The organism is Streptomyces bungoensis (genome assembly GCF_001514215.1).
Taxonomy (GTDB): Bacteria; Actinomycetota; Actinomycetes; order Streptomycetales; family Streptomycetaceae; genus Streptomyces; species Streptomyces bungoensis.
This window is the reverse complement of sequence record NZ_KQ948860.1, coordinates 162,882-188,892: the sequence shown is the minus strand read 5'-3', so window position 1 is coordinate 188,892 and position 26,011 is coordinate 162,882. Positions and strand designations below refer to the sequence as shown.

At 75.7% G+C, this 26,011-nt stretch carries 15 protein-coding genes; 7 read left to right on the top strand and 8 right to left on the bottom strand.

The window, feature by feature from the left end; genetic code table 11:
* The first annotated feature begins 101 nt into the window (after nt 1-101).
* The 5 genes from AQJ66_RS21135 to AQJ66_RS21115 all read left to right on the top strand — a co-directional run bounded on the left by AQJ66_RS21135 (nt 102) and on the right by AQJ66_RS21115 (nt 6,084).
* The gene (locus AQJ66_RS21135) at nt 102-2,447 is read left to right on the top strand and encodes a hypothetical protein (RefSeq protein WP_061924481.1); all 2,346 of its coding nucleotides are present in this window, start codon (nt 102-104) and stop codon (nt 2,445-2,447) included.
* A 139-nt stretch (nt 2,448-2,586) separates the two neighbouring features.
* Nucleotides 2,587-3,516 (top strand): ABC transporter ATP-binding protein, encoded by a 930-nt coding sequence (locus tag AQJ66_RS21130; protein ID WP_061924477.1) that lies wholly within the window; start codon nt 2,587-2,589, stop codon nt 3,514-3,516.
* Entirely contained in the window at nt 3,513-4,253 is a 741-nt protein-coding gene (locus AQJ66_RS21125) for an ABC transporter permease (protein WP_061924473.1), read from the top strand. The genes AQJ66_RS21130 and AQJ66_RS21125 overlap by 4 nt, the downstream gene beginning before the upstream one ends.
* Complete coding sequence (locus tag AQJ66_RS21120) at nt 4,250-5,473, top strand: sensor histidine kinase (RefSeq protein WP_425264295.1); 1,224 nt, start codon at nt 4,250-4,252, stop codon at nt 5,471-5,473. Before AQJ66_RS21125 ends, AQJ66_RS21120 begins: the two co-directional genes overlap by 4 nt.
* Entirely contained in the window at nt 5,470-6,084 is a 615-nt protein-coding gene (locus AQJ66_RS21115) for a response regulator transcription factor (RefSeq protein ID WP_061924470.1), read from the top strand. The genes AQJ66_RS21120 and AQJ66_RS21115 overlap by 4 nt, the downstream gene beginning before the upstream one ends.
* 42 nt (nt 6,085-6,126) lie before the next feature.
* On the opposite strand, the gene AQJ66_RS21110 is transcribed toward AQJ66_RS21115, so the two are convergent.
* From AQJ66_RS21110 to AQJ66_RS21095, 4 genes are all read right to left on the bottom strand, one after another.
* A complete protein-coding gene (locus AQJ66_RS21110; RefSeq protein WP_061924467.1) occupies nt 6,127-7,104 on the bottom strand; it encodes a hypothetical protein in 978 nt (325 codons plus the stop codon).
* 105 nt (nt 7,105-7,209) lie between these two features.
* Complete coding sequence (locus AQJ66_RS21105; RefSeq protein WP_061924464.1) at nt 7,210-8,706, bottom strand: MFS transporter; 1,497 nt, start codon at nt 8,704-8,706, stop codon at nt 7,210-7,212.
* A gap of 21 nt (nt 8,707-8,727) precedes the next feature.
* The gene (locus AQJ66_RS21100) at nt 8,728-8,982 is read right to left on the bottom strand and encodes a phosphopantetheine-binding protein (protein WP_061924462.1); all 255 of its coding nucleotides are present in this window, start codon (nt 8,980-8,982) and stop codon (nt 8,728-8,730) included.
* Nucleotides 8,979-10,901, bottom strand: a complete 1,923-nt coding sequence (locus AQJ66_RS21095; protein ID WP_061924459.1) for an HAD-IIIC family phosphatase — start codon at nt 10,899-10,901, stop codon at nt 8,979-8,981. The genes AQJ66_RS21100 and AQJ66_RS21095 overlap by 4 nt, the downstream gene beginning before the upstream one ends.
* Before the next feature lie 313 nt (nt 10,902-11,214).
* On the opposite strand from AQJ66_RS21095, the gene AQJ66_RS21090 reads away from it, so the two are divergent.
* A complete protein-coding gene (locus AQJ66_RS21090) occupies nt 11,215-12,018 on the top strand; it encodes an AfsR/SARP family transcriptional regulator (protein ID WP_061924746.1) in 804 nt (267 codons plus the stop codon).
* Between the two features lie 155 nt (nt 12,019-12,173).
* Entirely contained in the window at nt 12,174-12,515 is a 342-nt protein-coding gene (locus AQJ66_RS21085; RefSeq protein WP_061924455.1) for a YrdB family protein, read from the top strand.
* A 21-nt stretch (nt 12,516-12,536) separates the two neighbouring features.
* On the opposite strand, the gene AQJ66_RS21080 is transcribed toward AQJ66_RS21085, so the two are convergent.
* The 4 genes from AQJ66_RS21080 to AQJ66_RS21065 are packed head-to-tail and all read right to left on the bottom strand — an operon-like array spanning nt 12,537 to nt 25,919.
* Nucleotides 12,537-13,574, bottom strand: a complete 1,038-nt coding sequence (locus AQJ66_RS21080) for a ketoacyl-ACP synthase III family protein (protein ID WP_061924452.1) — start codon at nt 13,572-13,574, stop codon at nt 12,537-12,539.
* A 14-nt stretch (nt 13,575-13,588) separates the two neighbouring features.
* Nucleotides 13,589-14,383 carry a thioesterase II family protein gene (locus AQJ66_RS21075; RefSeq protein WP_061924450.1) on the bottom strand — a complete coding sequence of 265 codons (795 nt, stop codon included), beginning with the start codon at nt 14,381-14,383 and terminating at the stop codon, nt 13,589-13,591.
* Nucleotides 14,384-14,415: 32 nt separating this feature from the next.
* The gene (locus tag AQJ66_RS21070; protein ID WP_061924447.1) at nt 14,416-16,818 is read right to left on the bottom strand and encodes a beta-ketoacyl synthase N-terminal-like domain-containing protein; all 2,403 of its coding nucleotides are present in this window, start codon (nt 16,816-16,818) and stop codon (nt 14,416-14,418) included.
* Nucleotides 16,819-16,853: 35 nt separating this feature from the next.
* Nucleotides 16,854-25,919, bottom strand: coding sequence for a type I polyketide synthase (locus AQJ66_RS21065; RefSeq protein WP_061924444.1), 9,066 nt, complete (start codon nt 25,917-25,919; stop codon nt 16,854-16,856).
* Nucleotides 25,920-26,011: the final 92 nt, after the last annotated feature.

The window sequence follows — 26,011 nt, the reverse complement described above, 5'->3', positions numbered from 1 at the left end:
TCGGCGGATACGCGCCAGAAGTGGCCAGTATGGTGGTGCGCGCCGCCGAGCAAGCCCGCTGAGGTCGTGACGGGCGGCGGAGCCAACCGGGAGAACCTGCCTTGAGTCGTGAAACTGACACTCCGTCCTCCGGGCCCAACGGGCGCGGCGGAGCCGCATACCCCTCGGGGACGCCGCCGTACGGGACCCCCATGGCTTCCGACGCCGGTGCGGACGCGGGCCGTTCGGCCAAGCGGCCGGAGGAACGCAAGACCGAGACCACGCTGACGACCCGCATCCGGATCAACATCCCCGGGTCGCGGCCCATCCCGCCCGTCGTCATGCGCACGCCCGTCGGGGACGGCGAGGCCGCGGTGGACGACGCGGACACCGGCACGCGGCCCGCTCCGGCGCCCGCCGCGCCCGCCGGCGCCGCCGAACCGCCCGCCGAACCCGCCCCGCAGGCCGAGGACAAGCCGGCCAGCGACTGGTTCGCGCCCCGCAAGTCGGCGCCGCCCAAGGGCGGTCCGGCCGGCGGCGGCACGAACGGGGCGGGTACGCCCGCCGGTTCGGCGCCCGCCCCCGCGGCGGCCGGTCCCGCGGGCACCCGTCCGGGTGCCCCGGGTGCGTCCGGCGCGGCCGGTACCACCGGCGCGCGCCCCGGCGGCGGCCGCCCCGGCGGCGTGGTCGGCTCCATGGGCGTACCGGGCGGTGCCCGGCCCGGCGCCACGAACGGCAAGGGCCTGCCCGGCGCCACCGGCGGCCCCGTGGCCCCGGGCCATGGCGGCGGCACGGGCTCCTTCGACGTGACCGAGGTGCTGGCCGCGGGCGCGCTGGGCGGCTCCCGCCCCGGCCCGTCCGACGGCGGCGAGCCGAGCCGCGACGACCTGCCGTACTTCGCCGAGAACGGCGGCCAGAGCGCGTTCGGCGCCGGCAACGGCCCGGCGGGTGCGAACGGCGCGAGCGGGACGAACGGCGCGAACAGCGCCAACGGGGCGAACGGGCACGGCGGGTTCAACGGACCCGGCGGCCCGGGCGGCCGCGGCCCGCAGGGGCCCGCCGGCCCGACGAGCGGCCCGGTCACCGGAGACGGACCGCTCCTCCCGCAGGGCCCGCGCAGCGCGCTCAGCGACCTGGACGGGACCGTGGGCGAGTCCTTCGACGCCCCCGGCGGCTACGGCGACACCGGCAGCCACCAGCTGCCCGGCGGCTACGGCGACACCGGCAGCCACCGCCTGCCCGGCGCCGGGAACGGCCAGGTCCGCCCGCCCGCCCCCGGTGGCGGGCTCAGCGACGACACCGCGATCCTCACCCCGCAGAAGCCGGCCCCCGAACCGGGCACGCCCGGCTACCGGGCGCCGGACAACGTCTCCGGACACACCGTCACCAGCGGCATCCCGGTCGTCCCGTCCGCCGGCACCGCCCCGTTCGGCCCGGGCGGCGCAGCCGGCGGGGACACCGTGCCGCGCACCGCGCCCCGGCCCGAGCCGGCCGCCCGGCCGAAGGCCGCCGCGAAGCCCGCGAAGAAGGGCCGCAGCAAGCTGATGCTGCTCGGCGTCGGCGTGTTCGTCCTCGCGGGCGGTGCCTACGGCGCCGGGCTGCTGATGAGCCACAGCGACGTGCCCAAGGGCACCACCGTGCTCGGCGTCGACATCGGCGGCGGCACCCGCGACGACGCCGTCAAGAAGCTCGACGACGCCTTCGGCAGCCGGGTGAACAAGCCGCTGAAGCTGTCCGTGGGCGGCCAGGCCGTGTCCGTCACGCCGGACAAGGCGGGCCTGCAGTTCGACTTCCAGGCCACGGTGAGCCAGGCCGCCAAGAGCGACTACAACCCGGTCTCCGTGATCGGCTCCCTCTTCGGGCAGAAGCGGGAGATCGAGCCGGTCATGCCGGTCGACGAGGAGAAGCTCCAGGCGGCCCTCCAGCAGACCGGCGGCGGCTCCGGCTCGGTCACCGAGGGCGGCATCACCTTCAAGTCCGGCAAGGCCGTCGCCGTCTACGGCAAGGCCGGCAAGGCCATCGACGCCGCCCGCTCCACCCAGGCGGTCGAGCAGGCCTACCGCACCCTGGTGGAGACCGGCACGGCGACCCCGGTCACCGTCCCGGCCACCACGAAGCAGCCGACCGTCTCCAACGCCGAGGTCGACCGCGAGATGAAGGCGTTCGCCGAGCCGGCGATGTCGGCCCGGGTGACCGTCCAGACGGACGCGGCGCACTCGATCCCCATGAGCCCGCAGAACTCGCTGTGGAAGTTCCTCAGGGTGACGGCCGTCGACGGCAAGCTGGTGGACAAGCCCGATCTGACGGCCCTGAAGGCGCTGTACGGCAAGACCTTCGACGGCGTCCTGGTCACCCGCGCCAACGGCAAGAAGACGCCCGTGACCCCCGAGGACGTCTACGGCGCCCTGCGCCAGGCGCTGGTGAGCCGGACCAACCGGGTCGCGGTCATCGACACCAACCCCAGCTAGCGCGGCCCCGCGGGGGGCGTCCGGCACCGTTCCGGACGCCCCCCGCGCCCGTGTCACCTCCGGCGCGTGACATCTGTCATCCGGCTCTCAGGACGCCCGGCACTGCCGGGGCCGGCAGCCGGACCGCGAGCATGGGGACATGACAACGACAGCGGCGCCGGCCACCACCGCCCCGGTGGTCGGGTTCGACCAGGTGAGCAAGACGTACGGGAGCACGCGGGCCGTCGACGGGCTCTCGCTCCGGCTGTACCCGGGGCAGACCGTCGCCCTCCTCGGCCCGAACGGGGCCGGCAAGTCCACCACGCTCGACCTGCTCCTCGGGCTGAAGAACGCCGACAGCGGCACGGTCAGCGTGTTCGGAACCAGCCCCCGCGAGGCGATCGTCGCCGGGCGGGTCGGGGCCATGCTGCAGAGCGGCGGGCTGATGGACGAGGTCACCGTCGCCGAACTGGTGAGGCTGGCCTGCTCCCTGCACCCGAAGCCGTACCGGGCCGCCGACGTGCTCGCCCGCGCGGGCATCGCGCAGATCGCCGACCGCAAGGTCAACAAGCTCTCCGGCGGCCAGGCCCAGCGGGTCCGGTTCGCCCTGGCCACCGCCGGCGACAGCGACCTCATCGTGCTGGACGAGCCGACCACCGGCATGGACGTCTCCGCCCGCCAGGCCTTCTGGGCCACCATGCGCGAGCAGGCCGACCAGGGCCGCACGGTCCTGTTCGCCACCCACTACCTGGAGGAGGCCGACGCCATCGCCGACCGGGTGCTGGTCCTGCACCGCGGCCGGCTCCTCGCCGACGGCACCGCCGCCGAGATCAAGGCCAAGGCGGGGGCGCGGCGGGTCTCCTTCGACCTCGAGGGCGACATCGACGAGGCCGCCCTGCGCGACCTGCCCTTCCTCACCGCCATGGACGTCAGCGGCCGGACCGTCCGCATCCAGTCCGCCGACGCCGACGCCACCGTCCACGCCCTCTACGGCCTCGGTGTCTACCCCCGCAACCTCGAAGTCGCCGGGCTCGGCCTGGAGCAGGCGTTCGTCGCCATCACGGAGGCCGAGGAGGCCAAGCAGTCATGACCAGCCTGATCAAGCTCGAACTCGCCCGCGCCCTGCGCAACCGCAAGTTCCTGTTCTTCTCGGTGATCTACCCCTCGGTGATCTTCCTGCTGGTCGCCAACCAGGGCGACTCGCGAACCAAGGTGGAGGGCACCGGGCTGACCCTGGCGACGTACATGATGGTGTCCATGGCCTCCTTCGGCGCGCTGACGGCCGTCCTGATGGGCAACAGCGAGCGGATCGCCAAGGAACGGGAGGGCGGCTGGGTGCGGCAGCTGCGGCTGACCCCGCTGCCCGGGCGCGGCTACGTGCTCGCCAAGACCGCGAGCGCCGCCGTGGTCAGCCTGCCGTCCATCGTGGTGGTCTTCCTGGTCGCCGCGGCCGTGGAGGACGTACGCCTGGACGCCTGGCAGTGGCTCGCTCTCACCGGCGCGATCTGGGCCGGCAGCCTCGTCTTCGCCGCGCTCGGCGTCGCCCTCGGCTACCTCGCCTCCGGCGACGCGGTCCGCCCGATCACCATGATCACGTACTTCGGCCTGTCGATCCTCGGTGGCCTGTGGATGCCGACCACCACCTTCCCCACCTGGTTGCAGGACATCGCCAAGTGGCTGCCCACGCACGCGTACGCTGCCCTGGGACGGTCCATCGAGCAGAGCCAGGCGCCCCACGCCCAGGACGTCGCCGTCCTCGCCGCCTTCTTCGTCCTGTTCGCGGGCGGCGCGGCCTGGCTGTACCGGAAGGACACGCTGAAGGCGTGAGCACGATGACGGAAGACGGGACGCGGGACCAGACGGAAGACCCGGCGGCGGGCCGACGGCCCGGCGCCCTGCCGCCCATGGGCCGCTCGCCGAGCAACCGGCGCGAGCTGAAGGTCAAGGTGCTGTGGATCGGCGTCTGGCTGGTCTTCCTCAGCTCGCCGGTTGGCGACCTGCTCAGCGGCGATCACAGCACCCGCGCCACCGTGGCCGGCTGGCTCGGCCTCACCGCCTTCGTCGGGGTGTACCTGAGTCTGGTCTTCCGCAACATGGGCCGGCCGTACCCGGGACACACCGTCGCGGCGCTGCTCGTGGTGCTCGGCGTCCTCGCGCCCGTGCTGACGTACGCCTTCGGCGGCGACTGGCTCGGACTGTTCGTCTACGTCTCGGTGGCCTGCGGGGCCACCCTGCCGGTGCGCGCCGCCTACTGGGCCATCCCCGGGACGGCCGTCGTGATGTACCTCGTCGGGCTGCACGGCAGCGAGCACGAGGCACGCGGTCTGATCTTCCTGGTGGTGCTCATCGGGTTCGCGATGGTCGGCGTCGGGCAGCTGGTGCGGACGACCGTGGAGCTGCGCAAGGCCCGGGCCACCGTCGCTCAGCTCGCCGCCAACGAGGAGCGGCTGCGGCTGGCCCGTGACCTGCACGACCTGCTCGGCCACTCGCTGTCCCTGATCACGCTGAAGAGCGAGCTGGCCGGGCGGATGCTGCCCGGCCGGCCCGACGAGGCGGCCCAGCAGGTCGCCGACATCGAACGGGTCAGCCGGCAGGCCCTGGTCGACGTCCGCGAGGCCGTCACCGGCTACCGCCGCCCCCGTCTCAGCGTCGAGCTCGCCGGCAGCCAGGTCGCGCTGACCGCCGCCGGGGTCGTCGCCGAGGTGCCCGCCGAGGCCGATCTCGCCGGCCTGCCCGAGGAGGCCGAGGCCGCCCTCGCCTGGGCGCTGCGCGAGGCGGTCACCAACGTCGTCCGGCACAGCGGCGCCGACCGGTGCGTCATCCAGCTGCTGCGGCGGCAGACGCTGGACGGCCCGATGCTCGAACTCTGCGTCGAGGACAACGGGTCGGGCGGCTCCGGGGCCGGTCCGGGGAACGGGCTCGCCGGGCTGACCGAGCGCCTGGAGAAGGCCGGCGGAGCACTCGAGGCCGGCCGGGTCAGGCACGGGTTCCGGCTGGTCGCCCGGGTGCCGGAGTCCCGCGGGGCGGACGTAGGATCCGGGGCATGACGAGCCCGATCAAGGTCCTCCTCGCCGAGGACCAGTCCATGGTCCGCGAGGCGCTGGCCGCCCTGCTCGGCCTCGAGGACGACATCGAGGTGGTCGCCCAGGTCGCCCGCGGGGACGAGGTGCTGGCGGCCGTCGGCGCGCACGGCGTGGACGTGGCACTGCTCGACATAGAGATGCCCGGCTGCACCGGCATCGAGGCGGCGGCCCAGGTCCACCGGAAGTACCCCGAGGTCAAGCTCGTCGTCCTCACCACCTTCGGCCGCCCCGGCTACCTGCGCAGCGCGATGGAGGCCGGCGCCGACGCCTTCCTGGTCAAGGACGCGCCGGCCGCCCAGCTCGCCGACGCCGTGCGCAAGGTGCTCTCCGGCGAGCGGGTCATCGACCCCACGCTCGCCGCCGCGGCCCTGGCGGAGGGCGCGAACCCGCTCACCGACCGCGAGCGCGAGGTGCTCCGCGCGGCGGCCGACGGCTCCACCAACGCCGAACTGGCCGCGGCCCTGCACCTGTCCCAGGGCACGGTCCGCAACTACCTCTCCACGGCCATCCAGAAGCTCGCGGTGCGCAACCGGGCGGAGGCGGTGCGGATCGCGCGGGAGAAGGGCTGGCTCTGAGCGCCGCGCGCGTCGGCCGGTGTCACGTCGGCCGGTGCCACCTCAGTCGATCCCGCGCCACAGGTGGGGCTCGTCGGCGGCGTCGTCCGGGTCGCCGGCGAGCCGGAGGAGCGGTGGGGCGGGGACGGCCGCGGACCCGGGCCCGGGTGCGGCCGGGCGGTTGACGGGGAGGACCGGCAGCGGGCCGGTGCGGTCGAGGGCGTCGTCGTACACGGCGCCGTAGGGCTCCAGCCAGGGCACGGCGGTCCGCAGCAGCGCGGACACTCCGTCGTGGCCGAGGGTGGTGCGCACGGAGCCGAGGACCACGCCCCGGCCGGTGAGGCGCAGGTCCACGCGGAAGACGCCGAACTCCAGGCCCAGCCGGTGGACGGCGGAGCAGGCCCGGCCGGTGACCGCGGCCCACTCGCTCCGGGTCAGCCCGGCCGTGCGGACGGCGCCGCCGTCGGCGGGCAGGGCGGCGACGAGGGCGATGTGCGGGCGGCCTGCGGCGAAGACGCCCACGGCGGCCAGGCCCCCGGCCGCGGGCGGCTCGGTGTCCAGCAGGAAGCCCTCCGCCGCCAGCGCCGCCCGGCAGGTGCCGGCGTCGAGGACGGTGCGGACGACGTCGGGGCGGTTGCCGCGCAGGCCCAGGGCGGCGGCCGTCTCGGCGGCGGCCGGCTGGGTCTCGGGGCGCAGGCCGAGCACGATGTCGAAGCGCCGGCCCTGGGCGACCTGGCCGCGGGCCCAGGCGACGCAGAGGTCGGGACGGGTGACGTCGAGGCCGGAGGAGGCGTCGGCCAGGGCCGCCGTCTCGCTGCCGCGGGCGGCGAGCAGGGACGCCCGGTCGACGACGTGGGTGGCGACTCCGCAGGCCCACGCCTCCAGCAGCGCGGACACGGCCGCCGCGTCGTCGGGGCCGCCGGACGCCCCCGAGGCACCGAGCAGCAGGGCGACGGGAGTGCCGGGTGACGCGGATGCGAGGGCGAGGGACGGAACGGGAGCGGGGGCCGTCGCGGCCGACCTGGTGCGCTGCTGGATCATCTGCCTGCCTCCCAGGGCCGGTGCGAGGGATGGGACCCCCCGGACGGACCCGGTCGCGGTCCCCTTCGGTGCGGGAGCGCTTCCGGGCCGTCCGGGGGCTCGGGGTCAGGACCGCGGGGCGGTCACCGGGTCCTTCCCGGGGCGGCCGTCGAAGGCGAACAGGCCGATGGCCAGGTTCAGGGCGACCCAGACGGACAGGACCAGGAACCCGCGGTGGAAGGACTCGGTGAGCGCGGTGACGGTGGGTGTGCCGTGCGCGGTCAGGTGGGCCAGGTGCGAGCCGACCACCGTCGCGGTGACCGCCAGGGCCAGCGCGCCGCCGATCTCCGTGGAGGCGTTGAGGACCGCGGACGTGGTGCCCGCGTCCCGCTCCGTGGCGTCCCGCGTGCCGACGACCGGGATCGTCATCAGGCACAGCACCAGGCCCACGCCCAGCAGGGCCGTGACCGGCAGCAGGACGGACCAGTAGTTCGCGTCCGACGGGGCGTTGGTCATGAGGACCAGGACGCCGGCCAGCATCAGGGTGCCGGTGACGTACGGGACCCGGGGACCGTACTTGGCGATCAGGCTCGGTACGGCACCGGAGACGCCGAGCATGGCCAGGCTGGTCGGGATGTAGGCGAAGCCCACCTCCAGGGGGCTGTAGTGCAGCACCATCTGCATGTACTGCGGCAGCAGGAAGAAGGACGGCAGCATCAGGCCGGCCGCGATCAGCTGGGCGGTGGTGCCGGTGGCGACGGACTTGCGGCGCAGCAGTGACAGCGGCAGCAGCGGGGCCTTGGCCGTGCTCTCCACCCGGACGAAGACGACGAGCAGGACGACCGCCGCGGCCAGGGTGCCCAGGGCGATCGAGTCGTCCCAGCCGTCGGTGCCCGCCTTGACGATGCCGAAGACGAGGGAGAGCAGTCCGAGGGTGCCGAAGAGGCCGCCCGCGATGTCGGCCGGCGGGCGCGGGCCGGTCGGGGCGCTGCGCGGGATCCACACGAAGATCGCGGCGAGCAGCGCGGCGCCGATCGGCACGTTGATCAGGAACGCCAGGCGCCAGTCGATCTCGGTGATGGCGCCGCCGAGCAGGGTGCCGAGGCTGGCCCCGATGCCCATGACGGTGCCCCAGATGCCGAGTGCCTTGGCCCGCTGGTCGGGCTCGGGGTAGGTCGTGACGAGGATGGACAGGGCGGCCGGGGACAGCCCGGCGGCGCCGATGCCCTGCAGGGCGCGGCCGGTCAGCAGGACACCGCCGGTGTCCGCGGCGGCCGCGAGCAGCGAGCCGATCACGAACAGGACGAGGCCCACGGCCAGCACGTTGCGGCGGGCGAACACGTCGGTGAGTCGGCCGCCGAGCAGCATCAGGCCGCCGAAGAGGACGACGTAGATGTTCATCACCCACTGCAGGCCCGCGGTGCTCAGCCCGATGTCGCCGCGCAGCTCGGGGAGCATCACGTTGGCGATCGTGGCGTCCAGCACGCACATCAGCTGTGCGCTCGCGACCAGGAAGAGGATCAGTCCGCGCTTGACGGCCGTGGGGACGGCGGCCTGCCGGGTGGGGGACGCGGGCGCCGGTGCGGGCCCGGTGCGCGCCATGTCGTGCGCGTCGATGCTCATGGTGTGTGACCCTCCAGTGAGTCAGGCGGCGGCGCTGATGCGCTCGTAGATGGCGGACAGGCTGCGGTCGGCGAGCAGCTTGCCGACGGGGACCCGGTTGCCGGTCTGCCGCTCGACGGCGGCGACGAGGCGGATCATGTGCATCGAGTCCCAGCTGACGACGTGGTCGAAGTCGGCCTCGAGGTCGTCGATGCCGAGCGGCAGGTCGAGCTCGTCGCGCACGAGGTGGATGAAGTCCTCTTTGGTCATCTTGGTGGCGTTCGTCGTGTCGGTCATCGCGTGGACCCTTCCAGGGCGGAGTCGAGGTGGACGTGGTCCGGCACGGCCGGGAGGTCGTCGAGGTGGTGCCGGAAGCGGACTTCGTCGTCCGCGGTGTGCGTGGTGGTGAAGCCCTGGGAGGGCCAGAACTCCCGCACGTTCTTGTTCTTCTTGGTGGGCCGGTAGCTCGCGGTGACCCGCGTGGCGCCGGTGGCCCGGGCGTGGGCCAGCAGGGCGGCGACGGCCGTCTGCTCGATGCCCCGGGCGAACACCCGGCAGGACAGCAGCATGTTGTCCACCCGCAGCTCCTCGCCGTCGCGCTGGGCGAAGACGACGCCGACGACGCCGTTGTCGCCGAAGCGGTCGGCCGAGCGGACCACCAGGACCAGGTGGCTGTCGTCGGCCAGCCGCTCGGCCACGTCGGCGGCCTGCAGGCGTACCGTCGTCAGGTTGAACTGGTTGGTCCGCAGCGACAGTTGGGCCACGCGGTCGATGTCGCCGGCGGTGGCCGGCGCGAGGGTGACCCGGACCCCCAGCCGGCTCAGGTACTCCTCCTGCGAGCCGGCGCTCTCCAGCAGGCCGGCGCGTTCGGCCTCGGTGCGGTACTGGGCGGCGCGGGCCCGGTCCTCGGCGGTGAGGCGCGGGGTGTCGAACCAGCCGTCGGCGAGCAGCTTCTCGACGTGCAGGGCCGGCTCGTCGTCCAGCCGGACCACGGCGACCTGGGGCAGGCTGCCGGCGACCAGACCGCACTCGAACGGCGAGTCGTCGACGAACACGAAGCTGTCCACCCCCAGGTTCAGCCTGCGCGCGATGTCCTGGAGGTTGGCGTCCTTGGGCTGCCAGTTGGCGTTGACCCGGGCGAAGTCGGCCTCCCGCAGCACCATGTCGGGGTGCTCGCGCAGCACCTGCACCACGTTGTCGTGGTCGTTCTTGCTGCTGACGGCGAGCAGCACGCCCTGGGAGCCGAGCTGGCGCACCAGGCGCTGGAAGGTGCCGAACGCCTCACCGCGGAAGGTGGTCGCGGCGGCGATGCCGTCCGGGCCGTCGTCACCGAGGACGCCGTCCCACAGGGTGTTGTCGGCGTCGACGACGAGGACCTTCTTGGTGCGGCCGCGCAGCATCCGCGCCACGTGGGCGACCTCGCGGGCGTAGCGGGCCAGCAGGTCGTCGCCGAGCGCGGCCTTGGCGTACGCCGCCATGCGCGGATCGTTCAGCGGGGTGCCGGCGGCCACCAGCGGGTCCAGGTCGATCACGTGGACACGCGGATGGGCCAGCGCCAGCCGCAGCAGGCCGCTGTTGAACTCGCGCCAGGCCACGCCCGCGTGGGCCCGTGACTCGTGGTCGACGAGCTGGTGGGTGACCGCGCGGGGCAGCGGGACGGTGTTGAGGACGAGGGCCGCGCCGGAGTGCTCGGTGAAGCCGGCGGCGAGCCGCTCCAGCTCCGCGAGCTTGCGGCGGGCCGCGTCCGCCAGGTCCTCCGCCTGCCAGGGCGAGCCCAGCTCGTCCAGGAGCAGCTGCGGGTCCAGGACGCACAGGGCGAGATCGACGTCGGCCGCGTACACCGGGCTGCCGGTGTCGCGCAGGTCGCGCTGGTAGGCGTCGAAGTCGCTCAGCCGGGTCTCCACGAGCAGCCCGTGCCGGCCGAACTCGGCGGCCAGCGGCGCGCCCAGGCTCCCCAGCGTGGAGTGCCCGGTGACGGCGACCACCGCGGTCTCCGTCTCCGGCCGGGCCGCGAGGACCTGCGCGCGGTCGACCTGCGAGAGCACCGAGCCCGCCCGCCGGAGGTCCGTCTCGGCCCCGGTGGAGGCGAGTTCGGCGAGCAGCGGCGCGACGTCCGGCCAGCGCTCGGCGAGCCGGCCGTCCGCGCGCAGGGTGCGCAGCGCCTGGAGCGGGGAGGGATGGGTTTCGGGTGTGGCCGGGCTGGATACCGTCGTCAATGCCTTCTCCTCACGTTCGCCGTGATCGGTGGTGGGCCCCGGTACACGCGGCCGGCGGGTCGTGAACCCGCGCCACCCGCGCCCAGCCTGGGACGGCCCGCTTGAGCCCGGCTCGTGCGGCTCTGCACCGCCGGTCGGGGGGACGAGCCGGGCCCCGCCCCCCGGGCCCCGTCGAGAGGGCATGGTTTTTTCACGCTTCGGTCAGGTGCGGATTCACAGGTGGTCGGTGATCCGCGCACTGCCGCCGGCCCCCCGGCGTGGCGAACCATGAGAAGGGTCAAAGCGACCCAGCGAGATGGGGGAGGTGTCCGCCATGGACGTCAAGATCCTGGGGTCCTTCGAGGCGACGGAGAACGGGATCGCCCTGCCGCCGACCGCGGGCAAGCCGCGTCAGGTACTGGCCCTGCTTGCCCTGCAGGCCGGTCAGGTCGTTCCCGTGTCCACCCTGATGGAGGAGCTGTGGGGCACCGAGCCCCCGCGCAGCGCCCAGACGACGCTGCAGACGTACATCCTGCAGCTGCGCAAGCGGCTCGCGGCCGCGTTGCCCGCGAACGGCCCGCGCAGCGCCAAGGACGTACTGGCCACCCGGTACGCCGGCTACCTGCTCGACATCACGCCCGAGGAGGTCGACGTCCACGCCTTCGAGCGGCTGACGGCGGCAGGGCGGCGGGCGCTGGGGCTGGGGGACCGGGAGACCGCGTCCCGGCTGCTGCGGGCGGCGCTCGCGGTATGGCGCGGCCGGGCCCTGGTCGACGTGCACACCGGGATGCGGCTGAGCGTGGAGGTGACCCGGCTGGAGGAGAGCCGGCTGATGGCGGTCGAGGCGCGGATCGAGGCCGATCTCGCGCTGGGCCGGCACCACGCGCTGCTGAGCGAACTGGCCGTGCTCACCGCACGCCATCCGATGCACGAGAACATGTGCGCCCAGTACATGGTCGCGCTGTACCGCTCGGGTCAGCAGTGGCGGGCGCTGGAGGCGTTCACCACGCTGCGCTCGTGCCTGGTCGAGGAGCTGGGCGTGACGCCGTCACCGAAGCTGCAGGAGCTGCAGCGGTCCATACTCGTCTCCGACCCCGAGCTGGACCGGTTCACGGTCCGCGGCGACCTGATGGTCTGACCCGCCGCCGGCTTCGGCCGCCGGATCCGCCCGCGCCACCCCCCACTTGTCCACCACCCCGGCGTGCCCGTCGCCCTCGCAACCCCCCGCTGCTCTCGCTTCGACGTCGCCGCACGCAACCCCTCACACCTCTGCCGGACGCAAGGAGTCCCGTCATGATCTCGTCCCTGAAGGCCTTCAACCTGCTGGTGATGTTCCTGCTGGAACTCTCCGTGTACGCGGCGGTCGCGCTGTGGGGCTTCACCGCGAGCGACAAGTGGCTGGTCAAGGTGTTGCTCGGCGTCGGCGGCCCGGTCGTGATGATCGCGGTGTGGGCGATGCTGGGCTCTCCCCGGGCGCCGTACCCGGTGCACGGCGCGGGCCGGGTGGTGCTGGAGGCGCTCTGGTTCGGCGCCGGCGCCGCCGCCCTGGCCGCTGCGGGCAAGCAGGGCTGGGCGGCGACGTTCGCCGGTGTCTTCCTGGTCAACGCCGCGCTGCGGCTGCTGTGGAACCAGTGACGCGACCCCGGCGGCCGCGCGTCACCACCGGGGCGTGTCGGTGAACTCCAGGACGGCGACCGTCCACATGAACCCGACGCCGACGCCCATGGAGACCAGCAGGTCGCCGGGCTTGGGGTCGCGGGTGCCGACGACGTGGTCGATGCCGATGAGCTGGTCGCCGGCGCCCATGTGGCCGTAGTCCTGCCCCCAGTCGTAGGTGGTGGTGGCCCGGTCGACGCCGAGCAGGGAGTAGAAGGAGAACTCCGCGATCGTCTCGGCGATGTTCGCGTGCACGAAGAAGCGGGCGTCCGACAGCTTCGCGTCGGCGTCCGCCAGCGCCTCCTCCAGCACCGCGGAGGCGTGCTTCGTCATCTGCTGGATGACCCGGTCGTAGGCACCCTCCTCCTGGAGCAGGTAGTCGGTCTTGCGGGAGCGCAGGTCCACCGGCCTGCCGTCCAGGAACGGTCCGTCGGTCCAGCCGCCGGTGCCGCGGTAGATGGGCTCCAGGGACGAGTCGGAGTAGCTCGCGGTGGACCGCAGCCGGGCGAAACCGCCCCGGTTGGACAGGACCATCGCGCCCGCCCCGTCGCCGTACACCTGCTGGCTGTCGGTGCCCCACCGGTCGAAGTACGGCATCCGGAACGCGTCGCCGGTGGTGACCAGCGCGGCCTGCGGGGTGGAGCGGGCGGCGAGGTGGGAGGCGGCCAGCTCGACCGCGGCGAGGCCGCCGTTGGAGCCCTGGCGTATCTCGACGGTCAGGCCGGAGCCGCCGACCGCCTCGTTCTGCACGTAGTTGACCGGGGTCCAGAAGTCCTGCCCCTGGTGGCCGACACAGGCGTGCAGCACCGCGCCGTAGCGGTCGGCGGGCAGCCCGGCCCGGGCCACTGCCTGCTTGCCGGCCGCGGCGGCCATCACCGGGCCCGGCTCGTCGGCGCCGGCCACCCGCACCGCGCGGATGCCGTTGGCCTTGGCCTCCTCGGCGTCGTAACGGCCGGCCGCGACCGCCTCGTCGGCCGTCTCGACCTGCTCGGGCAGATAGGCGCCGACTCCGGCGACGTAGACGTTGTCCCAACGCATGGTGCTCTCCTGTTCTACGCCACGTGGGGCGCGGTGGCCGTCCGGCAGGCGTCGACGTGCCGGACCAACTGGTGGGTGAGGACGCGGAAGTGCTCGCCGAGGAAGTAGAAGTGGCCGCCGGGGAAGAACCGCTGGGCGTAGCGGCAGGCGGTCTCCCGCCGCCACAGGTGCATCGCCGACGGCGGCGCCCACGCGTCCTGGGTGCCGCCGAACACCGTCAGCGGCGAGCGCAGCGGTGAACGGGACGGATCCGGGCGGTAGTGGTCGACCGCGGTGAGGTCGGCGCGCACGACGCGCAGGAACCGCTCGAGGAAGTCGGGGGCCTCGGTGATGCGCTCCGGCATGCCGCCCAGGCCGTGCAGCACCCGCAGCAGCGCCTCGTCGTCGAGCGTGCTGAGCGGGGTCTCGCCGGGCCGGCTGAAGCGCGGGGCGACCCGGCCCGACACGCCCGTCCACACCGGGGCCCGGTCCAGGCCCTCCAGGGAGCGGGCCGTCTCCAGCGCGACGATCGCCCCCATGCTGTGGCCGAACAGGGCCAGCGGGGTGCCGTCGACCCACGGCAGCACGTCCGCGACCGCGGTCGCGACCACGTCGGTCATGGCGTCCAGGGGGGCCTGCCCGGCGCGGCGGCCGCGCCCGGGCAGGTCGAGCAGGAGCAGGTCCCAGTCGTCGGGCAGGTGGTGGACGAGCGGCCGGTAGACGGCCGCGGAACCGCCCGCGTGGTGGAAGCCGATCAGCCGCAGCGCGGGCGCGTCGACCGGGCGGGGGCGGTGGAAGACGGAGGTGAGGCCGTGCGCCCCACTCGTCACGGGGCGGCACGTGGAACCGTTCGGCGATCTGTTCATTTCTCCCATCCCATGGCGGCGGACAGCTGGTCGCCGAGGTGCACGAGGAGATCGCCGACGGGCATCTCCACCGGGCAGTCGAGCGTGGGCAGTTCGACCCCGTAGCGCTGCTCGACGCTCTTGGTGAGCATCATCGCGGTGAAGGAGTCGCCGCCGACCTCGCAGAACGGCACGTCGATCGGCAGCAGGCCGTCCGCCTTGAGGACGGCGGCCAGTTCGGCGGCGAGGTAGCCGCAGACCTCGGCGGTGTCCCGGGGCGCCGGCGCGGACGCCTCCGCCACGGCGGGCGCGTCGGCGGGACGGCCCGGCTCGGGCTCGTCCACCCAGAACCGCTTGCGCTGGAACGGGTAGGTGGGCGCGTCCGTGAAACGGGCGCCGGGCGCCGCCAGCCGGTCCAGCCGCAGGTCGGCGCCGCCGTGGTACAGCGCGGCGAGCGCCGCCGCCAGCAGCCGGGGCGCGGCCTCCGGGTCGTCGGTGACCAGCGGCAGGATCTCGCCCGCGGCCTTCAGGTACGCGGCCGGGGCCGCGTCCCGCTCCCCGGCCGGGCCGGCCGACGTGCGGACGCCGAGCGCGGCCAGCAGCCCGCCCAGCCGGCCGGCGGGGGCCGCCGAGCCCCGCGCCGCCGCCGCGAGCCCGGGGAAGCGCCGGGCGAGCACGTCCAGCGCCCCTTCCAGGACCTCGTCGGGCCCGGACGCCGTCAGCGTGACCCGGTCGACGGCCGGTGCGCCGGTGCCGCGCCGCACGCCGGCGAGCGCGGCGACCAGCTCGCCGGCGTCGGTGCCGACCACGGCGAGCCGGTGCCCGAAGTGGACGCGCCCGGCACGCATGGTGTGGCACAGCGCGGCGACCCCGGCGGCGTCCCGCCCGGCCAGCGCGGTGCGCACCCGCTCGGTGAGCTCGGCCAGCGCCGCCGGGTCCTTGGCGGACAGCGTGAGCAGTTCCGGGTGGCCCGGCTCCGGCGCCGCCCCGCCGGCCGCGGCCGTGACGTGCCCGGAGAGCACCGCGTGGGCGTTGGTGCCGGACAGGCCGAAGGAGCTGATCCCGGCCACCCGGGCGCCGGGCGGCACCCGCCACGCGCCGGCCTTCCGGGGCACGTCCAGGGCGATCTGGTCCCACGGGATCAGGGAGTTGAGCCGTCCGTCGCCGGACTGCACCGCCGCCGGCAGGGACTCCTCGCCGAGCAGCACGACCAGCTTCAGCACCCCGGCGATGCCGGCCGCCGCCTCCAGGTGCCCGATGCGCGCCTTCACACTGCCCAGCACCACCGGCTCCGTCCGGCCCTCGGCCCCGGTGCCGATCACCGCGTCCAGCGCGCCCACCTCGATCGGGTCGCCGAGGGCGGTGCCGGTGCCGTGCGCCTCTACGTAGCCCACGGCGGACGGTTCGACGCGGGCGTCGGCCAGCGCGGCCCGGACCACCTCCTGCTGGGCCGGGCCGCTGGGCACGGTGAACCCCGAGGACGCGCCGTCGTGGTTGACGGCCGTGCCGCGGATCACGGCGTGCACCTCACGGCCCTGGGCCACCGCCTCGTCCAGCCGCATCAGCGCGATCACGCCGACGCCCTCGCCGCGGCCGTAACCGTCGGCGTCCGCGAGGAAGGTGCGCGAACGGCCGCCCGGCGACAGGGCCTCGCCCTGGCACAGGGCCACCATCAGCTCGGACCCCAGGATCAGGTTGGCGCCGCCGGCCAGCGCGTACCCGCACTCGCCCGAGCGCAGCGACCGCACCGCCTGGTGGATCGCCACCAGCGAGGAGGAGCAGGCGGTGTCGACGCTCAGCGCCGGCCCGGACAGACCCAGCGCGTACGAGACGCGGCCGGCCAGGAAGCAGTGGCCGCTGCCGGTGGAGTGGTAGGGGTCGATCCGGCTGTAGTCGCCGTCGGTGACGAAGCGCCGGCCGTACTCCGAGGCCATCGCGCCGATGAACACGCCCACCGGCAGCCGGTCCTGGCGGCGCGCCGCGATGCCCGCGCGCTCCAGGGCCTCCCAGGAGACCTCCAGGAGCAGCCGCTGCTGGGGGTCCATGGTCTCGGCCTCCCGCTGCGAGATGCCGAAGAAGGCGGCGTCGAAGGAGGCGATGTCGTCGAGGAACCCGGCCCGGTCGACGTACGACCGGCCGGCGGTGCCGGGTTCGGGGTGGTGGACGGCCCGCAGCGAGGGGCGGTCGGCCGGGATCGTGGACAGGGCACGGAAGTCGGGGTCGTCGCTGTACAGGAAGTCGCGGTAGGCGCGCGGGTGGTCCACCCCGCCGGGCAGCCGCATCGCCGTCCCCACGACGGCGACGGGGGCGTGCGCGCGGGCCTCGGCCGCGGCGAGCTTCTCCTTGAGCCGGCGGGACAGCCTGAGCTGGTCCTGGATCACCCGCCGCAGTTCTTCCGGTTTCACAGACTCTTCGGGCATCTCACTGCTCCTGCGCTTCGGTGGTCATCGCCTGCTCACTGGTCCTGGGCGAGGTCGTCGTCGACGGCCCGGAGCAGCTCGTCGATGGAGAGGTCCTCGAGGGAGTCGAGGGTGTCGAGTGCGTCGAGGGCGGTGCCCGGGGATCCGGCCGGTCCGGTCGGGGCGCCCGCGGCCACGGCCGCCGGCGCGCGCACCGGGGCCGGCTCGGCCGCCGGGGCGTCCGGCGCGGTGAGCGCGGTGAGGAAGCCGCTCATCGCCAGGACGCTGGGGTGGTCGATGGCGACCGTGGCGGGCAGGGCGCGGCCCATGGCGTGGGCGAGAGCCGTCCGCAGGTCGATCGCCATGATCGAGTCGAGGCCGAGCTGCGAGAAGCCCTCGGCGTCGCCGGAGCCGTCCGCGGGCAGCCCGTCCTGCGAGCCGAGCATCCGGGCGACGAGGCCGCGCACCGCGTCCCGCAGCGCGTACTCGGCGTCCTCGGCACCGCTCTCGCGCAGCCGGTCGCGCAGCCAGCCCTCGGGCTCGGCCTCACCGCGCGGTGCCGCGGCGGCGGGCACGGCCTCCGCGAGGGCCGCGACCAGTGCGCCCCGGGGGTGCCCCGCGGTGCGCTCGGCGTAGCGGGCAGCGTCCAGGGCCACCACGACCAGCCGGTCCCACTCGCCCTCAGCGGCGACGGCCAGCGGCAGCGCGGCGTCCGCGTCGGACAGGGCCCGGATGCCGAGCCGCTGCGCCGCCCGCGCGACGGCCGCGTCGGCGGCCATGCCGCCCTTCGCCTCCGGCACCCACGGGCCCCAGTTGACGCTGGTCGCGGCCGTGCCGCCGGCGCGCAGCGCCTCGGCCAGGCCGTCCAGATAGCCGTTGGCGGCCGCGTAGTTGGCCTGGCCGGCGGAGCCGAGCACCGCCGAGACCGAGGAGAACAGCACCACGGACCGCGGGGCGTGCCCGGCGACCGCGTCGACGAGGACGTCCGCCCCCAGCGCCTTGGCCTGGAAGACCTTCTCGTACGAGGCGTCCGTCAGCGTCGGGAAGGCGGCGTCGGCGTTGATGCCGGCCAGGTGGTAGACGGTGCCCAGCGGTCCGTCGGCGGTGGCGGCCGAGACGGCCCGGGCGACGTCGTCCGGGTCGGTGACGTCGCCGCGCACGGTCGTCACCCGCACGCCCGACGCGGTCAGCGCGTCGATCACCCGCTGCTCGACGGGGCCGGGCGCGGACCGGGCCATCAGGGTCAGCCGGTCGCCGCCCCGCGCGGCGTGCGCGGCGGCCACGGCCAGGCCGAGCGCGCCGAGCCCGCCGGTGATCAGGGCGCCGCCGGCGTCCTGGCGGGTGGTGGGCTGCGCGGGCAGGTCGGCCAGCCGGGCGCCCCGCACCCCGTCGGCGGCCAGCGCCAGCCGGGTCTCCTCCGGCAGCGCGCCCACCAGCGCGGCGAGCCCCTCGGCACTCCATCCGGCGTCGAGGCGCAGCCGGGTCAGCCGCCGTTCCGCCTGCTCGGCCTCCACGGAGGTGAGCAGCCCGAACAGGGCCTCGCGCAAGGGGGCGCGGCCGGTGCCGCCGTCGGCGAGCAGGGCGTAGGGCAGCTCCTGGGGGAGGGACCGCAGGGTGGCCGCCACCGCGCGGGTCGCGTCCAGTGCGGCGCGGGCGCCGGATCCGCCGCGCAGCCAGCGGGCGTCCACCACCAGGTCGGCGTCGGGCCGGTCCGGTGCGGTACCTGCGTGCACGGTGACCCGGTGCCCGGCCGCCGTCAGGGCGCCGGCCAGCGCGTCGTCGTCGCCCAGCAGGGCCACGGAGCGGGAGCCGGCCCGCGGGGTGTCCGCCGCGTCGGGCAGCGGCACCCACTCCAGGACCCGCACCAGGCGGTCGTCGCGCAGGCCGGCCTCCAGGACCTCCCGTGCCGCGTGCCGGATGCGGAACTCGTCGGCGCGGAACACGCTGTGCTCGGCGCCGGTGGCGGAGTCGACGGCGTACAGGTGCAGGTCGGCGGTCTCCACCCGCAGCCGGTCGTTGGCCAGCGGCTCGGCGCGCAGCACCCGCACCCGGCCCCACAGCTCGCCGTCCGCGAGCGGCCGTCCGTGGAAGGACAGCTCCCGCGCGGCGAACGGGATGGCCAGGGACGGCGCCTCGGCCGCGCCGTCGTCGACCAGGAACACCGCGATGCTCTGGAAGCACGAGTCGATCAGGCCGGGGTACAGCTCGTAGTCGGCCGGGTCGTCGGGCAGTTCGGGCATCCGGTAGCGCACGAGCGCCTCCTCGCCGCGGATCCACGCCTCGTCGATCCACTGGAAGGACGGGCCGAGGGTGTAGCCGAGGGTGCGGAAGTGGTCGTAGAAGTCGGCGCGGGTCAGGTGCCGGTCGGCGGACGCCGTGAACGCGGCGCGGTCGTCGGGGCGCGGCCGGTGGGTGTCCTCGACGGCCGGGGCCGAGTAGCGGCCGCCGATGTGCTTCTGCCAGATGCCGCGCTCGGCGTCGAGCAGGCTCTGCACCGACAGTTCGGCGCCGCCGTCGGGTCCGGGCCGGTCGACGGTGATCTGCACCTCGTACTCCTCGCCGTCCTTGATGACGAGCGCCCGGGGGCAGATCAGGTCCCGGACCAGCACCGGTGAGCCGTCCCCGCCGAGCGCCGACACCACCGTGGCCAGGTGGGAGGCGGCCGGGGTGACGACCGTGCCGTAGAGGCGGTGGTCGGTGAGGTAGGCGGGGAAGTCGCAGCGGCGCGCGAAGGAGAAGGCGCGCCCGCTGAGCGCGGGGGACTTCAGCTCGGCGCCCCAGTGCCGGCCGCGGGCGGGGCGCGACGGGCCGTCCGCCGGGCGGGCCGCCTGTGCGGCCGAGGTCCAGTACGCGGTGTCCGCGAACGGGTAGCGCGGCGCCGGGGCGGGGCCGGCCGGGCGGCCGGTCACGGCGGTGAAGTCGAGCTCCTGGCCGTGCTCGTAGAGGTGCCGGGCGGCGGCCAGCAGCTGGGCGCGGTCGGCGCCGCCGCGATGCAGCGAGGGCACGCCCCCGCCGGCCGGGGTCAGGCCGGCCGCCCGCACCAGGTTGACCAGCGTGCGGTCCGGTCCCACCTCCAGCAGGACGTCCACCCCCAGCTCGGCCAGGGCGGCGGCACCGTCGTGGAAGAGCACGGGCTGCCGGATGTGCCGGACGAAGTAGTCCGCGTCGTAGGTGTCCTCGCCGGCCTCGGCGCCGGTCACGTTGGCGATCACCGGGATGCGCGGGACGTGGAAGGACAGCGGGGCGACGGCGGCGCGGAACTCCTCCAGGACCGGGTCCATCAGCCGGGAGTGGAAGGCGTGCGAGACCGTCAGCTCCCGGCTGCGCACGCCCTGTTCGGTCAGCCGGGCGGCGAGTGCGGCGAGCCGGTCCTTCGGGCCGGCCAGCACCACCGACGCCGGCCCGTTGACGGCGGCGACGTCCACCTCCGCCTCGTCGGCCCAGGCCCGCGCGTCCGCCGGGTCGCCGGGGACGGACAGCATGCCGCCGGGCTCGGTGGACTGCATCAGCCGGGCGCGGTGCGCGATCAGCGTCAGGCCGTCCTCGCGGCTGAGCACCCCGGCGTGGATCGCGGCGGCGACCTCGCCGACGCTGTGCCCCATCACCGCGGTGGCGGTGACGCCCCAGGACTCCCAGAGCGCGGCCAGCGCCAGCTCCAGGGCCACCAGGGCCGGCTGGGTGATCCGCGTCTGGTTCACCGCCTGCGGGTCCTCGCCGTAGAAGACCAGGTTGAGCAGCGAGTCGCCGAGGAACGGGGTCAGGATGCGGTCGCAGTCGTCGATGACCGCGCCGAACACCGGTTCCGTCTCGTACAGGTCGCGTCCCATGCCGAAGTACTGGGCGCCCTGCCCGGAGAACAGCAGGCCCACCGCCGGGGCCCGGGTGGCCGCCGAGGCGGGGGCGGCCGCCGAGCGCAGCGCGGCCAGCAGCGCCTCGCGGTCGGCGCCCAGGACGGCGCGGCGCACCGGCAGGTGGGCCCGGCCGGCCCCGGCAGTGGCGACCAGGTCGGGCAGCCGCTCCTCGTCCGCCTGCTCCAGGGTCCGCTCCCAGGCGCAGGTCAGGCGTTCCAGGCCCGCCGGGTCGGGGGCGGACAGCGGCAGCAGCAGCGGGCCGGCCTGGTCCGCCGGGCGCGGCGCGGTGGACGCGGCGCTGCCGGGGGCCTCGCCGAGCACGATGTGCGCGTTGGTGCCGGAGAACCCGAAGCCGGACACCCCGGCCAGGCGGGGCCGGTCGCCGGGTGCCCAGGGCACGCGGGAGTCGACGACGCGGACGTTCATGTCCCGCCACGGCACGTGCGGGTTGGGCGTCTCGAAGTGCAGCCCGGCCGGGATCCGCCCGTGCCGCAGGGCCAGCACCGTCTTGACGACGGAGGCGATGCCGGACGCCGACTCGGCGTGCCCGATGTTGCTCTTGACCGAGCCGATCAGCAGCGGTTCGCCGGGCCTGCGGCCGGGGCCCAGCACGTCCCAGGCGGCCTCGAGTTCGATCGGGTCGCCCAGCGAGGTGCCGGTGCCGTGGGCCTCCAGGTAGTCGATGTCGGCTCCGGTGACCCCGGCGTCGGCGAGCGCGCCGCTGATCACCCGGCGCTGGGCGGTGCCGTTGGGCGCCGTGAAGCCGGAGGAGGCGCCGTCCTGGTTGATCGCGGTGCCGTGCACGACCGCCAGCACCCGGTCGCCGTCCCGCAGCGCGTCGCTCAGCCGGCGCAGCACCAGCATCCCGCAGCCCTCGGCCCGCACGAAGCCGTCCGCCGACGCGTCGAAGGTCTTGCAGCGCCCGGCGGGGGAGAGCATGTGGGCGCGGGCCACGGCCGTCGACACGGACGGCGCGGTGATCACGTTGACGCCGCCGGCCAGCGCCCGGTCGGTCTCGCCCGAGCGCAGCGAGCGCACGGCCAGGTGCAGGGCGACCAGCGAGGAGGAGCAGGCCGTGTCCACCGCCAGCGCCGGACCGCGCAGGTCCAGGTAGTAGGCGATGCGTCCGGCGGCCGCGTTCAGGGCGGTGCCGGTGGGGAAGTAGGCGTCCAGACCGTCCGGTCCGCCGCTCTCCAGCACCCGGGCGTAGTCGGAGTTGGAGATGCCGAGGAAGACCCCGGTACGGCTGCCGGCCAGCGCGGAGGGGGCGCACGCGGCGTCCTCCAGGGCGTGCCAGGCGGCCTCCAGCAGCAGCCGCTGCTGCGGGTCGAGGCTCTCCGCCTCGCGGGCCGGGATGTCGAAGAACGCGGCGTCGAACCGGCGGATGTCACTGAGGAACCCGCCCTGCGCGGGGGTACCCGCCGCCTCGGCGTCCCAGCGGTCGGCGGGCACGGGCCCGACGCCGTCGCGGCCCTCCTCCAGCAGCGACCAGAACGCCTCCACGGAGTCGGCCCCCGGGAAGCGGCCCGCCATGCCGACGATGGCGATGGGCTCGGAGGCCGCGTCCGCGGGCGTGGCCGGTGCGGCGGGTGCGGGCTGCGCGGCCGGCGCGGCGGTGCCGGCCGGCCGCGGGGCCGCGGGGGCGGGCCGGGCGGCCGGCCGGGCCGGGCGCGCCGCACCGGGATCGGCCAGGCGGCCGGTCAGCTCCGCGGACAGCCGCTCCAGGGAGGGGTGGCCGAAGATGTCGCCGATACCGACGTCCAGGCCCAGCACGTCCGACAGCTCCGCCGCCGCGTCGACGGCCATGATGGAGTCCAGGCCGAGGTCCAGGAACCCGGTGCGCTCGGGCAGGGCGGCGGGGTCGTCGTGGCCGAGGATCCCGGCCAGGACGGCGCGCACCTGCCGGGCGACCAGGGCCGGGCGCCGGGTGGCGGAAGCCGCGCGCAGTTCCTCGGCGGGCGTCGGCGCGGCGGGGGTCTCCGGCGTGCCGTCCGGCGTCCCGTCCAGGGTGTCGAAGAGGGGGCGCGGGCGGACGGCGTTCATGACGGTGCGGAACCGTCCGGCGTCCAGGCCGCAGGCGATCAGGTGGGCGCCGTGCGGGGCGGCCGGGGTGAGGGCCGCGCTGCCCTGGTCCCGCGTCACCGGGCGCACGCCCATGCGGGCGAGCTGGGCGCGGGCCTCCTCGTCGGCCATGCCGTCCAGGTCCCACGGGCCGTACGCGATGCTGGTCGCGGGCCGGCCGTCCGCGGCGGCGTGCTCGGCCAGCGCGTCCAGCGCGCCGTTGGCGGCGGCGTAGGCGCCGTACCCGCTCGTGCCCCAGACGGCGGAGACGGAGGAGGTGTGGACGAAGAAGTCCAGCGGGCGGTCGGCGGCCAGCAGGTGCAGCCAGTGGGCGCCGGTGAACTTGCCGTGCAGCGCGGCGGCGAAGGAGTCCGGGCCGGCCTCGGCGAGCGGCAGCCGGGCGATGGCGCCCGCGGTGTGGACGATGCCGCGCAGCGGGGGCAGGCCGTCGAGCACACCGAGCGCCGCGGCCAGCGCGGGGCCGTCGCCGACGTCGGCGGCGACGTACTGCGCCGGGGTGCCCGCGGCGGCCAGCTCGGTCAGCAGAGCGGTCGCCTCGGCGGGCAGTCCGCCCTGCGGGCGGCGGCCGACGAGCACCAGGCGGCCGGCGCCGCGCGCGGCCAGGTCGCGGGCCAGCACCCGGCCGATCGCCCCGAGGCCACCGGTGACGAGGTACGTCCCGTCGGAGCGCACGGGCAGCGGCCGCGACGCCTCCTCGACGGGGCGCAGCCGGGCCGCGTAGGCCTGCCCCGCGCGTACGGCGAGCAGGTCCTCGGCGTCGTCCGCCGCGAGCGCGGCCAGCGCGGCCGCGGCGTCCTCGGCGCCGGGCTCGGCGGGGAGGTCCACGACGCCGCCCCACACCCGGGGGAACTCCAGGGCGAGCACCGGGGCGAGCCCGTGCAGCACCCCGTGGTCGCCGCGGGCGATCGGGTCGCAGCCGGTCACCTGGCGGACGCCCGAGGTGACGAGGTGGACCCGGCCGGGCCCCTCGGGCAGCGCGCGCACCGCGGCGGCGGCCGCGGCGGCCACGGCGGCGGCGTGCGCGGTGGGCGCGGGCGCGTCGGGCGTCGCGGGCAGCGGCGCCGCCGCGAGCACCAGCAGCAGGTCGCCGGGGTGCGCGGCCCGCGCCCGCCGCCACGCGGCGTCGTCGGCGGGCAGCGCGTCGAGCACGGCCACGGGACGCGTCCCGCCGTCGCGTGCGGCCCGCGCGAGCAGGTCCACGGCGGCGCGGTCGTCACCGGCGATCAGCAGCGGACGGGTGGGGGCGGCGCCGGGAGCCGGGGTGTACGGGGTCCAGTCGAGGCGGAGGCAGGGGAGCGCGGCGCCGTCCCCCGTCGCCGTGCCGGCGTCCGCCGTGCCGGTGCCGGTGCCGTCCGTACCCGCGGGGACGGCCGCGGCGGCGTCCTGCGCCTCGGCGGGTGCGAACCGCTTGCGTTCCCACGGGTAGGCCGGCAGGCCGACGACCGCGCGGGGCAGGCCGGCGGTGAGGTCGGCGGGCGGCGCGTCCGGGGTGCTCCGGGTCAGGGTCACCGTGTCCGGTGTCGTGCCCGCGGCCAGGGCGCGCAGGGCGTCCAGGGCCTGCGCGCGGTCGGTCGCGGTGACCAGGGCCCGCAGCTCGTGCCGGGCGCGGCCGTGGGTCACGGTGTAGGCGAAGGCGGCGTACTCCTCGTCGGACAGCAGCTCCAGGCGGCCCGCCAGCAGGCCCGCCCAGGCGCGCAGGGCGTCCTCGCCGCGGGCGGAGAGCTCGAAGCCGGGCACGGCGGGGACGGCCGGTGCGGGCGCCGGGCGCTCCGCCGCCGTCACCGGGCCCAGCACCACGTGCGCGTTCGTCCCGCTCATGCCGAACGAGCTGACGCCCAGGCAGCTGCCCGGACCGCTCTCGCCGGCCTCCCACGCCACGGTCTCGCGGGGGATCTCGATGCCCGTGCCGTCCAGGTCGATGCGGGGGTTGAGCGTGCGCAGGTGGACGACCGGCGGGATCGCCCGGCGCTCCACCGACAGCACGCCCCGGATCAGGCCGGCGATGCCCGAGGCGGCCTCCAGGTGGCCCAGGCTGGTCTTGACCGAGCCGACGCGCAGCGGCGTGTCCCCGCCCGCGGACCGGTCCAGGGCGGCGACGAGCGCCTCGACCTCGATGGGGTCGCCGAGCGCCGTGCCGGTGCCGTGGGCCTCCACGGCACCGATCGCGTCCGGGGTCAGCCCGGCGTCGTCGAGGGCGGCCCGGACGAGGGCGATCTGGGCGCGCACGTTGGGCGCGGTGAAGCCGGAGGAGCGGCCGTCCTGGTTGACGGCGCTGCCCCGCACGACGGCGTGGATCCGGTCCCCGTCGCGCCGGGCGTCGGCGAGCCGCTTCAGGACGACGACACCGCAGCCCTCGCCCCGGGTGAAGCCGTTCGCGCGGGCGTCGAAGGCCTTGCACAGCCCGTCCGGGGCGAGCGAGTTGGTCTGCATGATCAGCCGGGTGGAGCGCGGCGAGAGGATCAGGTTGACGCCGCCGGCGAGGGCCACGTCGCACTCGCCCCGGCGCAGCGCCTGCCCGGCGAGGTGGACCGCCGTCAGCGAGGAGGAGCAGGCGGTGTCCACGGAGAGCGCCGGTCCCATCAGCCCCATCGTGTAGGCGAGGCGGCCGGCCGCGAAGCAGTGCCCGTTGCCGGTGAGCCAGTAGGCGTCCTCCTGCCCGGCCGGCTGCCAGTCGCGGTAGTCCTGGCCGGTCACGCCCACGTACAGGCCGGTGCGCCGGCCGGCCTCGGCCAGCGCGCGCGGCGGCAGGGCCGCGTCCTCCAGGGCCTCCCAGGCGACCTCCAGCAGCAGCCGGTGCTGCGGGTCCAGGCTGCGGGCCTCGCGCGGGCTGATGCCGAAGAACGCGGCGTCGAAGCCGAGTACGTCGTCGAGGTGGCCGCCGCGGTGCGGAAGGTCGTTCCACGCGGCGGCGAACGGCTCCTTGCGGTGCTCGGGCATCGGCCGGACCAGGTCGCGGCCCCCGGACAGGGCGGCCCAGTAGCCGTCCAGGTCGGCGATGCCGCCGGGCAGCCGCAGCCCGACGCCGACGACGGCGAGCGGGCCGCCGTTGCCGCCGCCGGCCTTGGCGTCCTCGAGCTCCGCCCGCAGCTTTTTGATCGTGTCCATGGCCCGGCTGAGCGGGGTGGCGGTGCCGCGCCCGGCGCCGGACTGCCGGCCGGCCGGAGTCTCATGGGTCGGTGTGCTGGTCACAAGAAGTCCCTCGCGATCGGCAGTGGTTGCTTCGCAGTGGTGGCCGGCCCCCGTGCGTGACGGCCTGCCCGTTGAGCGGAGCGGGCCGGGCT